This is a genomic window from Allobosea sp. (assembly GCF_036675845.1).
Lineage (GTDB): Bacteria > Pseudomonadota > Alphaproteobacteria > Rhizobiales > Beijerinckiaceae > Allobosea.
The window spans coordinates 22,306-35,500 of sequence record NZ_JAKFED010000183.1 but is presented as its reverse complement, the minus strand read 5'-3'; the positions used below and the strand labels follow the sequence as shown (position 1 = coordinate 35,500).

General features: G+C 68.8%; 12 protein-coding genes, 1 pseudogene and 1 riboswitch. Of the genes and pseudogenes, 9 read left to right on the top strand and 4 right to left on the bottom strand.

What is annotated here, in order from left to right; translation table 11 throughout:
- Positions 1-134 precede the first annotated feature (134 nt).
- Positions 135-1,133, bottom strand: coding sequence for a DUF808 domain-containing protein (locus V6M56_RS19915; protein ID WP_332686230.1), 999 nt, complete (start codon positions 1,131-1,133; stop codon positions 135-137).
- Positions 1,134-1,363: 230 nt separating this feature from the next.
- Here V6M56_RS19915 and V6M56_RS19910 point away from each other — a divergent pair, with 230 nt between their 5' ends.
- The 5 genes from V6M56_RS19910 to V6M56_RS19890 all read left to right on the top strand — a co-directional run bounded on the left by V6M56_RS19910 (position 1,364) and on the right by V6M56_RS19890 (position 7,988).
- Positions 1,364-2,209 carry an ImuA family protein gene (locus V6M56_RS19910; RefSeq protein ID WP_332686228.1) on the top strand — a complete coding sequence of 282 codons (846 nt, stop codon included), beginning with the start codon at positions 1,364-1,366 and terminating at the stop codon, positions 2,207-2,209.
- On the top strand, positions 2,115-3,662 hold the full coding sequence (locus V6M56_RS19905; RefSeq protein WP_332686226.1) for a Y-family DNA polymerase: 1,548 nt from the start codon (positions 2,115-2,117) through the stop codon (positions 3,660-3,662). Before V6M56_RS19910 ends, V6M56_RS19905 begins: the two co-directional genes overlap by 95 nt.
- Positions 3,659-7,135, top strand: a complete 3,477-nt coding sequence (locus tag V6M56_RS19900; RefSeq protein ID WP_332686224.1) for an error-prone DNA polymerase — start codon at positions 3,659-3,661, stop codon at positions 7,133-7,135. Before V6M56_RS19905 ends, V6M56_RS19900 begins: the two co-directional genes overlap by 4 nt.
- A gap of 81 nt (positions 7,136-7,216) precedes the next feature.
- Complete coding sequence (locus V6M56_RS19895; RefSeq protein WP_332686222.1) at positions 7,217-7,537, top strand: hypothetical protein; 321 nt, start codon at positions 7,217-7,219, stop codon at positions 7,535-7,537.
- Between the two features lie 94 nt (positions 7,538-7,631).
- The gene (locus V6M56_RS19890) at positions 7,632-7,988 is read left to right on the top strand and encodes a hypothetical protein (RefSeq protein WP_332686220.1); all 357 of its coding nucleotides are present in this window, start codon (positions 7,632-7,634) and stop codon (positions 7,986-7,988) included.
- 204 nt (positions 7,989-8,192) lie between these two features.
- Here V6M56_RS19890 and V6M56_RS19885 read toward each other — a convergent pair whose 3' ends face one another.
- The 3 genes from V6M56_RS19885 to V6M56_RS19875 all read right to left on the bottom strand — a co-directional run bounded on the left by V6M56_RS19885 (position 8,193) and on the right by V6M56_RS19875 (position 9,171).
- Positions 8,193-8,453: a hypothetical protein gene (locus tag V6M56_RS19885; RefSeq protein ID WP_332686219.1), complete on the bottom strand. Its 261-nt coding sequence runs from the start codon at positions 8,451-8,453 to the stop codon at positions 8,193-8,195.
- Positions 8,404-8,628 (bottom strand): helix-turn-helix domain-containing protein, encoded by a 225-nt coding sequence (locus V6M56_RS19880; protein ID WP_442881197.1) that lies wholly within the window; start codon positions 8,626-8,628, stop codon positions 8,404-8,406. Before V6M56_RS19880 ends, V6M56_RS19885 begins: the two co-directional genes overlap by 50 nt.
- Positions 8,629-8,976: 348 nt before the next feature.
- The gene (locus tag V6M56_RS19875) at positions 8,977-9,171 is read right to left on the bottom strand and encodes a DUF6494 family protein (RefSeq protein WP_332686217.1); all 195 of its coding nucleotides are present in this window, start codon (positions 9,169-9,171) and stop codon (positions 8,977-8,979) included.
- A gap of 219 nt (positions 9,172-9,390) precedes the next feature.
- A riboswitch (cobalamin riboswitch) is annotated at positions 9,391-9,591 on the top strand.
- Between the two features lie 248 nt (positions 9,592-9,839).
- On the opposite strand from V6M56_RS19875, the pseudogene V6M56_RS19870 reads away from it, so the two are divergent.
- The 4 genes and pseudogenes from V6M56_RS19870 to V6M56_RS19855 all read left to right on the top strand — a co-directional run.
- A pseudogene (locus V6M56_RS19870) lies at positions 9,840-10,127 on the top strand (iron chelate uptake ABC transporter family permease subunit); the annotation flags it as partial.
- Positions 10,127-10,915: an ABC transporter ATP-binding protein gene (locus V6M56_RS19865; protein WP_332686215.1), complete on the top strand. Its 789-nt coding sequence runs from the start codon at positions 10,127-10,129 to the stop codon at positions 10,913-10,915. The pseudogene V6M56_RS19870 and the gene V6M56_RS19865, both read left to right, overlap by 1 nt.
- Entirely contained in the window at positions 10,912-11,913 is a 1,002-nt protein-coding gene (locus V6M56_RS19860) for a DUF6925 family protein (protein WP_332686214.1), read from the top strand. Before V6M56_RS19865 ends, V6M56_RS19860 begins: the two co-directional genes overlap by 4 nt.
- Before the next feature lie 166 nt (positions 11,914-12,079).
- Entirely contained in the window at positions 12,080-12,829 is a 750-nt protein-coding gene (locus V6M56_RS19855; protein ID WP_332686213.1) for a hypothetical protein, read from the top strand.
- Positions 12,830-13,195: the final 366 nt, after the last annotated feature.

The window sequence follows — 13,195 nt, the reverse complement described above, 5'->3', positions numbered from 1 at the left end:
GGTTTTTCGCGATCATCCTGCTCTAACTCCTCGATGAGAGACGGATTCAGCTTTCAGACGGAAGCGCTTCGCGATTCCGTCTGAAAGCATCCGGTTCTAGCAGATTTCGGCAGAGCAGGGGCGGGCGCAAACGCCTAGTGGCCCTGCCTTTCCGGAACGCCTGGCGCTTTCGTTCTCCGCCAGGCTTTCAGCAGCGGCTCGACGATGAAATGCATGCCGACCAGGCAGAGCCCGCCGACGATGAGCCCGAACACCGCCGAGGCGCCGGCGGTGGTGAGCCATTCGAGCAGGCTGGAGAGCGTCGGCAGGACCTGCCCGACAGCCACCGCGACGCCGTGAATGGCATGCTCGATGCCGGTCAGGCCGTAGCCGGCGAGGCCGTGGATGATGATGCCGCCGCCGACCCAGAGCATCGCCGCCGTGCCCACCGCGCTCAGGGCCTTGAGGAAATGCGGCATGCCGAGGACGAGGCCGCGGCCGATGGGCGCGATGAAGGGCCGGCCCTTCCGCGCGAGCGCGGCGCCGGCATCGTCGGCCTTCACGATCAGGGCGACGGCGCCATAGACCAGCATGGTCATGCCGAGGCCGACCACGGCGAGCACCAGCGCCTGCATCCAGTAGGAGGAGGTGGTGACGGTCGCGAGCGTGATCGCCATGATCTCGGCCGAGAGGATGAAGTCGGTCTTGATCGCGCCGGAGATCTTCTGCTGCTCGAGCTGCGTGGCATCGAGGATGGCGGTGGTGCCCGTGCCGGCCGGCTCGTCGGTATGGGCATGCGGGACGACGAGCTCGTAGACCTTCTCGAAACCCTCGAAGCAGAGATAGGCGCCGCCCGCCATCAGCAGCGGCGTGATCGCCCAGGGCGCGATGAAGCTCAGCACCAGCGCCGCCGGCAGCAGGAAGAGCAGCTTGTTCTTGAGCGAGCCCAGCGCGATCTTCCAGATGATCGGCAATTCGCGCTCGGCGGCGAAGCCGACGGCGTAGCGCGGTGTCACCGCGGCATCGTCGATGACGATGCCGGCCGCCTTGGCCCCCGCCTTGGTCGCCTGGGTCGCGGCATCGTCGAGCGCGGCGGCTGCGACCTTGGCGAGGCCGGCGATGTCGTCGAGAAGCGCGAACAGTCCTGAGCTCATGGCGGTCCTTGGGGATGGCGGACGGGTGGCGAGGCGTGGCCGTAGCAAGCCGATAGGCGTTTCCTTGATATGACAGAACCGCGGCGTTTGGCGACAGGCCGGCCGTGCAGGCGGCTGCTCATGGCTGGCTTCCTTGCCCCATGGGCAAGGACCATGCCGCATATCCGGGCTTGACTCGGGGGCGGTTTGGGAGTGGTTTTGCATGTGAACAAATAGTGAACACGAAACCCATGACCGATACCTCCTCCCGCACCCTGGCCGGTCTCCGGCAGAGCCTCGCCCTGGCGGGGCTCGCGCGTGAGCTTGCGCCGGTGGAGCGCGTCGCCTTCGGCATGGCGGCGCTGGACGAGCCGCTGGGCGGTGGCATCGCCCGCGCCGCCCTGCACGAGGTTTACGCGCCGGGCGGGGCCGACCTTCCCGCCGCGACCGGCTTTGCCGCAGCCCTGGCGCTGCGGGCGGCAGGGGCGGGGCCGCTGCTCTGGGCCCGGCAGGATTTCCTCGATGCCGAGGCCGGCCGGCTGCATCCGCCTGGCCTCCTCGAGCTCGGACTCGATCCGGCTCGGGTGCTGCTGGTGCGCGCCCGCGACGCCGAGGGCGTGCTGCGGGCCGGCGCCGAGGCGGCGCGCTGCTCCGCCCTCGGCGCGGCGCTGATCGAGCCCTGGGGCGAGCCGCGTCAGCTCGACCTGACCGCCAGCCGGCGCCTCGCGCTGGCGGCCGAGGCCTCCGGCGTCATGACCCTGCTCCTGCGGGTGGCGGCTTCGCCGGCGCCGAGCGCGGCCGCAACGCGCTGGCTGGTGCGGGCGCTGCCGTCGCGGCCGCGCGAGGCCGGGGCGCCGGGCGACCCGGCTTTCAGTCTGAGGCTGCTGCGCCATCGCGGTGGCCTCGGGGAGTGTGAGTGGCGTGTGGAGTGGAGCCGTGAGCGACGATCTTTCCAGGAATGGAGCCGAGAGGATGGAGGCCAAAGGGATGCAGGGAGGAGGGATGCAGCGCCGCTATCTCGCCCTCTGGTTCCCCTTTCTGGCGACCGACCGGCTGCACAGGCTGCAGGCGCTATCGGCTGGCGCCGGGCCGGGTGAGCGGCCGCTCGTCCTGGTCGAGAAGGAGCACGGCGCGCTCCGGCTCGCCGATTGCGACCGGCGCGCCGTGGCGCTCGGCCTGACCCGCGGCCTGACGCTGGCCGACGCCCGTGCCCGCATCCCGGACCTCGCTATCGCCGAGGCCGATCCTGCCGCCGATGCGCGCTTCATCGAGCGTCTCGCCGGGCTCTGCGACCGTTTCACCCCGCTGGTCGCGCTCGATCCGCCGCATGGGCTGGTGCTCGACATCAGCGGCTGCGCCCATCTCTTCGGCGGCGAGGCGGCGCTGCGCCAGGAGATCGGCATCCGGCTGCGCCGGCTCGGCCTCCAGCTTCGCGCCAGCATCGCCGGTACGCCCGAGGCGGCCCGCGCACTGGCCCGCTTCGGCGATTGCGCCATCTCCCCGCTGGGCGGCGATGCGGAGCGGACGCAGCCTCTGCCGGTGGCGGCACTGGAGGTGCAGCCCGAGACGGTGCTCGCTCTGTCGCGAGCCGGGCTGAAGACGCTCGGCGATCTCGCCGCCCGCCCTTCCGGCACGCTGTCGGCGCGTTTCGGCGAAGCCCTCGCCCAGCGGCTCCGGCGCATCCTTGGCTGCGAGGATGCCCGCATCACGCCGTTGCGGCTGCCGCCCGACTGCATGGTCGAGCGGCATTTTCCCGAGCCGCTGCAGGATACCGACGGGCTGGAGGCGATCGTGCTGCGCCTGCTCGACGAGGCCGCCCGCATCCTGGAACAGCGCGGCGAGGGCGGGCGCGCTTTCGAGATCAGTTTCTTCCGCAGCGACGGGGCGGTCCGGCGGCTTTCCCTCGAAACCGGCCGGCCCTCGCGCGATACGGCGGCGATCCTGCGGCTTTATCGCGAGCGCATCGACACCTTGTCGGACCCGCTCGACCCCGGCTTCGGCTTCGACGCGGTCCGGCTCGCCGTGCCGGTCTGCGAGGCGCTCGCGACCCACCAGACCAGCCTCGACGGGCGCGCCGTCGCCGACGAGGCGGTGGCCGATCTGGTCGACCGGCTGGTCGCCCGCTTCGGCCGCGACCGGGTGCTGCGCTTCGTCGCCCGCGATTCCCACCATCCGGAGCGGGAGGCGCATGCGATCCCGGCCGCTGGCGCGCCGGTTGCGGCTCCGCCTTGGCCGAAACCCGAGCCGGGCGAGCCGCCGTCGCGCCCGCTCCAGCTCTTCGAGCCGCCGCAGCCGGTCGAGACGCTGGCAGAGGTGCCGGACGGCCCGCCCTTGCGCTTCCGTTGGCGCCGCGTGCTGCACGAGATCGCCCGGGCCGAGGGGCCGGAGCGGATCGCGCCGGAATGGTGGCGCGATGGGCCCGACGAGCCGACGCGCGACTACTACCGCGTCGAGGACGCACAGGGCCGCCGCTTCTGGCTGTTCCGCGCCGGGCTCTACGAGCGCGAGAGCGCCGAGCCGCGCTGGTTCCTGCATGGATTGTTCGCATGAGCCCTTACGCCGAGCCCGTCGCCGCCACGAATTTCTCCTTCCTGCGCGGCGCCTCGCCCGGGCCCAATCTCGTGATGACCTCGCTGCTGCTCGGCCATTCCGGCCTTGGCATCGCCGACCGCAACACGGTGGCGGGCGTCGTGCGCGCCTGGAGCGCCTTGCGCGATCTGCGCGAGGACGGCCTGCCTCCGGCTGAGAAGCTGCGCGAAGGTGGCAGCCCCGGCGAATATGTCTGGGTCGAGAATCCCGCCTTTGCCGGACTGCCTTTCACCGCCGACCGGCTGCAGGCCATGGCGAAGGCCTTCAGGCTGGTGGTCGGCAGCCGGCTGGTCTTTTCCGAAGGCGCGCCCGACATCGTCGTCTACCCGGTCAACCGCGCCGGCTGGGGCCGGCTCTGCCGCCTGCTGACGACGGGCAATCTGCGGGGGGCGAAGGGGGAATGCATCCTCCATCTCGACGATCTCCTGAACGATGCGCGCGACCTGCTGTTGATCGTCATGCCCGAGAGGGCGCTGGAAGGTCTGCCGGCGCTGCTGTCCCGGCTCGACGCGGCGGCCCCCGGCGCGGTCTGGCTCGCCGCCTCGATGCATCGCAGGGGCGACGATCGCCGCCGGCTCGCCCGGCTGAAGGCGCTTGCCGCTGCGACCCGCACGCCGCTGATCGCGACCAACGACGTGCTCTACGACGCGCCCGAGCAGCGCGACCTGCAGGACGTGCTGACCTGCATTCGCGAGGGCACGAGCATCGACCGGGCCGGGCGCCTGCTCACCGCCAATGCGGAGCGGCATCTCAAGACTTCTCGGGAGATGGCCCGCCTGTTCCGCGAGGCGCCGGAGGTGCTGGAAGAGACGCAGCATCTCCTCGGCCGCATCGCGTTCGATCTCGGCGAGCTCAGCTATGAATATCCCGACGAGCCGGTCCCGCCCGGCTGGGCGCCGCAGGGCTGGCTGGAGGAACTGGTGTGCCGGCGCCTGCCGATGCGCTATCCGCAGGGCATTCCGGACAAGGTCCAGAGGCAGGTCGACGACGAGCTCGCCCTGATCGCGAAGCTCGACTACGCCCGCTATTTCCTGACCATCAGGCAGATCGTCGAGTTCGCCGAGAGCCGCGGCATCCTCTGCCAGGGCCGCGGCTCGGCCGCCAATTCGGCGGTCTGCTATGCGCTCGGCATCACCGCGGTCGACCCGGCCGAGCACCAGCTCCTCTTCGCTCGCTTCATCTCCGAGGAGCGTCGCGAGCCGCCCGATATCGATGTCGATTTCGAGCATGAGCGGCGCGAGGAGGTGATCCAGTGGATCTACAGGCGCTATGGCCGCGAGCGCGCCGGCATCGCCGCGACCGTGATCCGCTACCGCCCGCGCAGCGCCATCCGCGAGGTCGGCAAGGCGCTCGGCCTGACCGAGGACGTCACCGCCCGGCTCGCCTCGACGCAATGGGGCAGCTGGGGCAGCGACATCACCCGCAACCAGATCCGCCAGGCCGGGCTCGACCCCGACAATCCGGTGATCGCCCAGGCTGTCGGCTTCGCCGTGCGCCTGCTCGGTTTTCCGCGCCATCTCTCGCAGCATGTCGGCGGCTTCGTGCTGATGCGCGGCCGGCTCGACGAGACGGTGCCGATCGGCAATGCCGCGATGGCGGAGCGCACTTTCATCGAATGGGACAAGGACGACATCGACGCGCTGCGCCTGATGAAGGTCGATGTGCTGGCGCTCGGCATGCTGACCTGCATCCGCAAGGCCTTCGAGATGCTGAAGCTGCATCACGGCGTCGAGCTGGGTCTCGCCGACGTCCCGCAGGACGACAAGCCGACCTACGACATGCTCTGCCGGGGCGAGTCGCTCGGCGTCTTCCAGGTCGAGAGCCGGGCGCAGATGAACATGCTGCCGAGGCTGAAGCCGAGGGAGTTCTACGATCTCGTCATCCAGGTCGCGATCGTCCGCCCCGGCCCGATCCAGGGCGATATGGTGCATCCCTATCTCAGGCGGCGCTCCGGCATCGAGAAGGTCAGCTATCCCTCGCCCGCCCCGCAGCATCCTCAAGACGAGCTATTTCATGTCCTGAACCGCACGCTGGGGGTGCCGCTCTTCCAGGAGCAGGCGATGACGCTCGCCATGGTGGCGGCGAAGTTTACTGACCCGGAAGCCAATGGCCTGCGCCGCGCCATGGCGACCTTCCGCAATGTCGGCACCATCGGCAATTTCGAGCAGATGATGGTCGGGCGCATGGTGGCGCGCGGTTATGAACCCGCCTTCGCCCAGCGCTGCTTCGAGCAGATCAAGGGCTTCGGCAGCTACGGCTTCCCCGAAAGCCACGCCGCCTCCTTCGCCAAGCTGGTCTATGTCTCCTCCTGGCTGAAATGCCATCACCCCGCGATCTTCGCCGCGGCGCTCTTGAACTCTCAGCCCATGGGCTTCTACGCCCCGGCCCAGATCGTGCGCGAGGCGCAGGAGAACGGCGGCGTCGAGCCGCGCCCGATCGACGTCAATTTCAGCGCCTGGGACAATCTGCTGGAGCCTGTTGCCGATGGTCTCAGCCCTCATCCTGAGGAGCCGCGCAGCGGCGTCTCGAAGGATGTTCCAGAGTGCACTGGAGCCATCCTTCGAGACGCGCCCTTGGCGCTCCTCAAGATGAGGGCTGAAGGAGGCAGGCGAAGCCCGCATGCGCTCCGCCTCGGCTTGCGCCAGCTCGACGGCTTCACGGAAGAATGGGCGATGCGCCTCGTCGCGGCCCGCAGTGAAGGCTATGGCGATGTCGAAAGCCTCGCCCGCCGGGCGCGCCTGCCGGCGCGGGCCATGCGCCTGCTCGCCGATGCCGACGCCTTCCGTTCGCTCGGGCTCGACCGGCGCGAGGCGCTCTGGGCCGTGCGCCGCCTGCCCGATGACGAGGCCCTGCCGCTGTTCGAGGCGGCGCAGGCCCGCGAGCTCGGCGCGGAGCCGGCGGTTGCCCTGCCGGCGATGCCGCTGGCCGAGCACATCGTCGCCGATTACCAGACGGCGCGGCTCTCGCTGAAGGGCCATCCGATGGGTCTGCTGCGCCGGCGCTTCGCCAGCGAGCGCGTCGCGACCTGCGCCGAGATCGCCGCCGGGCGCGACGGCGCCCGGGCGAGCGTCGCCGGCGTCGTGCTGGTGCGCCAGCGCCCCGGCAACGGCAATGCCGTCTTCATCACCCTCGAGGACGAGACCGGCATCGCCAATATCGTGCTCTGGGCCCGCGACTTCGAGCGCTTCCGCCGCGAGGTCATGGCGGCGCGGCTGCTGCTGGTGGAAGGGAAGGTGCAGAAGAGCCCGGAAGGCGTGGTGCACCTGATGGCGCAGCGCGTCGTCGACCGCTCGGCCGAGCTGCTCAGCCTCTCCGATACGCATCGCGCCGAGATCGCACTCACCCGCGCCGACGAGTTCCTGCATCCGCAGCATCCGCGCGCCGGTCATCCGCGCAATGTCCGGATCCTGCCGAAATCGCGGGATTTCCACTGAAAGTCTCGCATGCACAGAAAACGACATGATTGGCAGGCAGATGAATCCGGCCCTGCCGCGCCTCGACCGAGATAGAGACGGATGACCGACGGAAAACAGGCTCTTCGACTGGCTTTCAAGCACCTGGAGCGGGAATTGCCCGCCGGGCTCGCCGCGACGAGCCGCTGGCTCAGGCATCCATCGTCGCGTCTGGTCCGTATTCCGGTGGCGCTGCTGCTGATGCTCGGCGGCGTCTTCTCGATCCTGCCCTTCCTCGGCATCTGGATGCTGCCTTTGGGCCTGATGCTGATCGCCGCCGACATCCCCTTCCTGCGCAAGCCGATGGCACGCTTCGCCATGGAGAGCGTGCGCCTGCTCAATCGTTTTCGTGCCTGGCGCGCCAGGCGGAGAACCGCGCCGTGAGGCTTTTGCCTTCCCGGCCGCGGGCTATCCTTGGGGGTATTAGAGCAGGATCAATGCGAAGGGGCGGGAAGAAGGGCCGGGAGGGAGAAGCTCCATGATCGGCATCCGGCTGCTCGCCAGCCTGTTCCTGGCGAGCGCGGCCACGGTTGCAGGCGCTGCGGAAGTCAGCTTCGTGACCTGCGACAACGGGCTTCGCTGCTTTCGCCCGCCATGCCCGGCGCAGGATGTGGTGCTGCTGCCATCCGGCCGGCGCCTGGCGAGGACCGGGCCCGATCTTGCAGGCCTGACCAGTGCCGAACGCCAGCGATTGGTCGAGAGCGACGGGCTCTACTACGGCACCATGGTGCTCGCCGGAACGGTCGAGCAAGGCCCGGCAACGAAGGTCGTCGCCCGCAGCATCGTCCGCCCGGCGACCCGGGCTGAAGCCGATCTCTGCCGGAGACGGCGATAGTCCGGCCCCCGCGAGCTTCCAGATCAGTAAAACAGGCAGGTGCTGCTGCCGGTCGGCTAGGCACCTGCCTCCGGGACGCTCATGTCCGGAGCGTCATCATCGACATGACCATCGTCCAGCGGACGCTGATCGCGCTCGTTTGGGGCCGAGCCTTGGCCCGGTCCCGGCCCGCCGGGGGATGTCCAGGCGGGCCGGGTCATGCGGCTACCAGCGACGATAGCGGCGATGGCGCCGGCGGTATTGCGGGAATTCCGTCGGTGCGTCGTCGAGCGCGGCCGAGGTTTCGGCCGGAAGCGCAGCGGCCTTTGCGGCGTCGGTGCCCACAGTCGCCGCTGCAGCGGTGGCCGCTATGCCGCCGAACAGGCCGCGAGAAACGAGCGTCGATTCATCTGGTTCTCCTTGAATGGACACTGCCTCAATGAACGGCAGTGCTTGGTTCGGGCACGTCGTGCCCGTCTGCGGCATAGGCCGCAATCCTGTTCCTCAGCGTTCTGATCGAGACGCCGAGGATATGGGCGGCATGCGTGCGGTTGCCGCGGGTTTCGCGCAGTGTGGCGAGGATGAGGTTGCGCTCTACCTCTGCGACGGGCAGGCCGACGAGGTCATCAACGGCCGTCTGTTCCGTCCCGGCATCGCTCATGGCTCGGTCCTTCCTTGGCTGCCCAGCCCCCGGATGGATGCCCCCAGCAGACGGCGATAGGGTTAACAAAGGGTGAAGCCGCCCGGCCCGCTGCGGCGGGCGGCATTGCGCCGAAAAATGGGCGCGCAAAATGGGCGCGAGGGGAGTCCGAACTCGGGGCGCTGCGGCACGCGTCCGGACAGAATCGACGAAGGCGAGCCATGCCGCACGCGGCACAGCGGAGCCAGCCTGCGGCTCTCCGTGAAAGTCTTACAGGTTCATGCGTGCATCGCCCGGCGGCGACCGGCTGACCGAGGGCGCACAGGGTCCACGAGCTTCGCGTCGGCGTCCCACCGACGTCGATAAGAATCAGCGGAGGTCGATGGTTGTCTCGACGACATGCTGAAGCGAGGGCGCATCTTCCGAGGTGAGCGTCATGCGAAGGCGCACGGTGCGCCCTTGAAGCGCGCCTTCCCGGGCAATGCGCTCGATCTCTCGTTGCGAGGTCACGCCGACCTCCTTCAGGAACTTCCGGACAGCCATGTTGAAACGGTCTTCATCCATGATCGATCTCCCAACTCGCTGCTCGGATCACGCGTTCTCTAATGTGCCCAGGCAAGCTCACCGGCAGGAGTTATGGACTGTTTTGTAACGGTGTGACGAGCGGTGAAATGATCCAAGGCACAGCCACGGCGGCTTAAGGGAACCTCCCGATATCGTAGGCTGGACCGCGCCCGGAGGAAAAAGGCGTCATGCGGGAATTTGACCCCGCCACTTTTCCGCCCTACTCGTAATCGCGACGGTTCCCTCACGGGATCAAAAGGGAACGCAGTGCGGATGGTTCGCCATTCTATGCTGCGGCTGCCCCCGCAACTGTAAGCGGCGAGCCTTATCGCCACACGCCACTGGGACCTCGGCCCTGGGAAGGCGGTGACAAGGCAGCGACCCGCGAGCCAGGAGACCTGCCGTCAGTCGTGGTCACACGCGAACACGTTCGGACGGGGTGTTTCGATCGCTGCTCGACTGTCCGCCCCCTGACCGGGGCGAACGGGAGATCGCGTTCGCGGTGACGTGCCACAGACGTCAACGCCCGAGGTCTCATCGTGATCCGCTTCCCCAAGGCCGCCAAATGCGGTCCTTCCTCCGTTTTTCGCTGTTCTCTCGCTGCCGCCGGCATCGTGCTGTCTCAAGCAGCCCATGCCCAGGCGCAGGCTGAGACCGTCGAGCTCGACCGGCTGATCGGCGGGGCTGCGCTCAGCGTCGGCAGCGCGGTCGCGGTCACGGGCGCGATCGGCTTCGTCGGCCTCGTCGTGCCACATCTGCTGCGCCCGCTCGTCGGGCATCGGCCCGGACGTCTGTTGCTGCTCAGCGGCTTCGGCGGCGCCATATTGCTGCTCGCCGCCGACACGGCGCTTCGCCTGCTGCCGATCCGCCCGGAGCTGAAGCTCAGCGTGGTCACGGCTCTCGTCGGCGCGCCCTTTCTCTTCGGGCTGATCCATCGCTTGCGGCGGGGGGCCTGATGCGCATCGAAGCCAAGGACATCGCCGTCGCGCTCGGCGGCAAGCCGGTTCTGCGTGGCGTCGACCTCGTCCTGCAGCCCGGCGAACTCGTCGGGCTGATCGGCCCGAACGGTGCCGGCAAGACCACCCTGCTGCGCATCCTCGCCGACATGCTCCCGCATGAAGGCAGCGTTCTCTATGACGGCGAACCGGCGCGGGTCGTCGGCCAGAAGGGGCTGGCGCGTCGGCTCGCCTTCCTCGCACAGGGCGGGGCCGTGCATTGGCAGATGCGGGCGCAGGCCGTGGTCGCGCTCGGCCGCCTGCCGCATCGCCGGCCCTTCGCCGGGATGACCGCAGCCGACCATGCCGCGACCGCACGGGCCATGGCGGCCGCCGATATCTCGGCCTTCGCCGACCGCACGCTCGACACGCTCTCCGGCGGCGAGCGCATGCGCGTGCTCCTGGCCCGGGCCCTGGCGGTGGCGGCGGAGATCCTGCTTGCCGACGAGCCGCTCGCCGGGCTCGACCCGCGCCACCAGCTCGAGGCGATGCTGCTGCTTCGCCAGGCCGCCGCAGCCGGCACCGGGGTGGTGGTCGTGCTGCACGACCTGACGCTTGCGGGACGCTTCTGCGATCGGCTGGTCCTGCTCGACCAGGGCCGCATCCTTGTCGACGGCCCCCCGGAACGCGTGCTGGGCGACGATCACCTCGCCCAGGCCTTCGGCGTCACCGTCGCGCGCGGCAGCCGCGACGGCGAGGAATTCGTGCTGCCCTGGCATCCGCTCGAACGACAGGAAACCGCCCCATGACCGCACCGGACATCCGCGAGCTCATCCGCACCCAGCTTCTCATCGAGACGACGCAGTGGAATCTCGGTACCTTCGGCGCCATTGCCGAGTTCATGCGCGATCCCGATGAGCCTGCGACCCCGATCGACGAGCCCGGGCGGCTCGCGGCCGTGACGGCGCGCGGCGGGATCGGCTTCGGTGACCTCGCGCAGCTGCGCCCCTTCGCCTCGGAGAGCGTCGTCGGTGCGGGCTGGAGCCATCGCGTCGCGCTCTGCCTGCCGGCCGAATCCTGCGCCATGAACCGGCGGACCGTCCTGACCGAGCTCGGCCGGGACAGGGCTGCGCTGCGCGCCGAGGATCGCGACGGCCTCCTGTTCGACATGGGGCTCGGCACCCTGCAGGTCGATGTCTGCATCCGCACCGCCGATCCAGGCCTGATCGCGACCTTGCGCTCGTTCGTCGGGCGCCCCCTGCTGGAACCGGGCAATCCGGCGATGGGAGCCATCGTCGCCGCGGGGCCGCACCGCGTCTTCATCGCCCGCCCGGGGCGCTGCGAGGTCTACCAGCCGATTCCGCCCGCGGACGGCCGCAGCCCCGAAGGCCCGCATACCCATGTCCTGCCGAAGCTGCTGGCTGCGGGCCGCACCCACGCCGCGACGGAACCGGTGCCGGATGATTTCGTGCCTTGCGCGCATTTCGTGCCCGCTCATCCGGTCAAGGATGCGATGGGAAGGCCAAGGGCGTGGGACGCGAAGGCGCATGCCCATTTTCAGAGCTTGCTGGCGAGCTTTGGCGATCGGTCTCTCGTCGCATTGAAGCAAAGCCTCGTCGCGGCGATAGAGGCTCAGGAGCGTCCCGAGCGCATTCCGGAGCCTGCCAGTCGTTTCGAGCGCCATTCGATGCGCGTGACCCTTCGACAGATGGCTGCCGCCCCCCAGCGCCTCATGAACCTCCCTGCCTGGCTCTCCGCGTTCGACAAGAAGGAGACGTCCAGCGAGGATGACTACGGTCACGCCTGACCTGCGTTGGCGACGGGGGAGTGGCTGAAACAGCGCGAGGCTGGAAGCCCATGACCTTCGCAGTGAAGGTCTCAACCGCGTTGCATGACGGATTCGCGGTCGGCCCAGAGCTGAGCTATGTTACCTTGCGTCATATCTGCGTGGTGGGACGATCATGCGTCGCGCATTGCCCCTGAAGATCTGCATCCGCGCCTTCGCCCCATTGGCGCTGTTTGTGCCATTTGACGCCTTGGCGCAGTCGGATCCCTGGGTTGGCCGCTGGGGAGCGCCGGACTGCGGCCCGGACAAGACGGAAATTGTGCTCAGTCGTTCCGCGCTCGATCTCTCCACCTTCGAGACGGTCTGCAGCGTTCGGCGCGTGCGCCAGCGCGGCGAGGTCTTCGAGCTTGACGCAAGCTGTCAGGGCGAGGGGGGCAAGAGCCGGGTCTCGCTGTCGATCCATGTCGGCGGAAATGTGCTGACCTTTGTCGGCCAGCGGGGAATAGCGTTCGACCCGAAACGGTTCCAGCGATGCGTGGCGCAAGATTCGCGCGGAGCGGGTCCATCCGCAGGCGCCAGTGCTTCTCCGGCTGCGACGGCGCCCGGGCTCCCGCTGCTGCGCGGCTACTACGTTTCTGACGACACGCCCTGCGCTCTCGCCTCGAACGCCACGCTCAACCTTCTGCGGCGCAATGCCATGGGCGCGGCGCGGGAGCTATGTGAATTCGATGCGATCGAAAGGATAGGCTCGGCGCGCTACCGGGTGGTCGAGAACTGCCGCGAAGACGGCAAGCGAACGGTCGTCTACGAAATTCGAAGCCCGCGTAGCTACCGCAGGATCGGCCCAGACGGCTTTCGCTACAGTGCGCGCTATTGCGCCCAAAGCGAGCTGCCTGCCCCCTGGAAAACAAACGCCATCGGCGACCTGATTCGTTAGATCGCCGCGCGTCCTTTCGGACGCGGAGTGGCGATCTATCTCTTTGTCTCAGCATCGGATCTTGCCGAAAAGTGCATTCCACTTTTCGGTCCGATTCTCTAGCTCGGCATCGGGAGGCGGCCGCCCTCGAAACAGGCCAGGGCATTCGCCAGCAAGGGCGCCCCGGTCGACAGGGTGATCCAGCGACCGGCGTCGAAGCGCTCCCGGCCGGTGTGACCACCCCTGCCGGCAAGTTCTCGGCGATTGGCCGCTGCCCGGCTGTCAGCAGGTTGACGCCACCTGCTCCATGAACGCGATCCCGATCTCGACATCCCGGAACCACAGGATCGCGAAGCTGATCCGGCAGACGCTGGGCACGGCTGGGTG

Excerpts from the sequence above, each read along its gene's own strand:
- V6M56_RS19915 (WP_332686230.1), bottom strand. The coding sequence starts at position 1,133 with ATGAGCTCAGGACTGTTCGCGCTTCTCGACGACATCGCCGGCCTCGCC.
- V6M56_RS19875 (WP_332686217.1), bottom strand. The coding sequence starts at position 9,171 with ATGGATGAAGACCGTTTCAACATGGCTGTCCGGAAGTTCCTGAAGGAG.
- V6M56_RS19900 (WP_332686224.1), top strand. The coding sequence starts at position 3,659 with ATGAGCCCTTACGCCGAGCCCGTCGCCGCCACGAATTTCTCCTTCCTG.
- V6M56_RS19880 (WP_442881197.1), bottom strand. The coding sequence starts at position 8,628 with ATGAGCGATGCCGGGACGGAACAGACGGCCGTTGATGACCTCGTCGGC.
- V6M56_RS19890 (WP_332686220.1), top strand. The coding sequence starts at position 7,632 with ATGATCGGCATCCGGCTGCTCGCCAGCCTGTTCCTGGCGAGCGCGGCC.
- V6M56_RS19865 (WP_332686215.1), top strand. The coding sequence starts at position 10,127 with ATGCGCATCGAAGCCAAGGACATCGCCGTCGCGCTCGGCGGCAAGCCG.
- V6M56_RS19910 (WP_332686228.1), top strand. The coding sequence starts at position 1,364 with ATGACCGATACCTCCTCCCGCACCCTGGCCGGTCTCCGGCAGAGCCTC.
- V6M56_RS19895 (WP_332686222.1), top strand. The coding sequence starts at position 7,217 with ATGACCGACGGAAAACAGGCTCTTCGACTGGCTTTCAAGCACCTGGAG.
- V6M56_RS19905 (WP_332686226.1), top strand. The coding sequence starts at position 2,115 with ATGCAGCGCCGCTATCTCGCCCTCTGGTTCCCCTTTCTGGCGACCGAC.
- V6M56_RS19860 (WP_332686214.1), top strand. The coding sequence starts at position 10,912 with ATGACCGCACCGGACATCCGCGAGCTCATCCGCACCCAGCTTCTCATC.
- V6M56_RS19885 (WP_332686219.1), bottom strand. The coding sequence starts at position 8,453 with ATGCCGCAGACGGGCACGACGTGCCCGAACCAAGCACTGCCGTTCATT.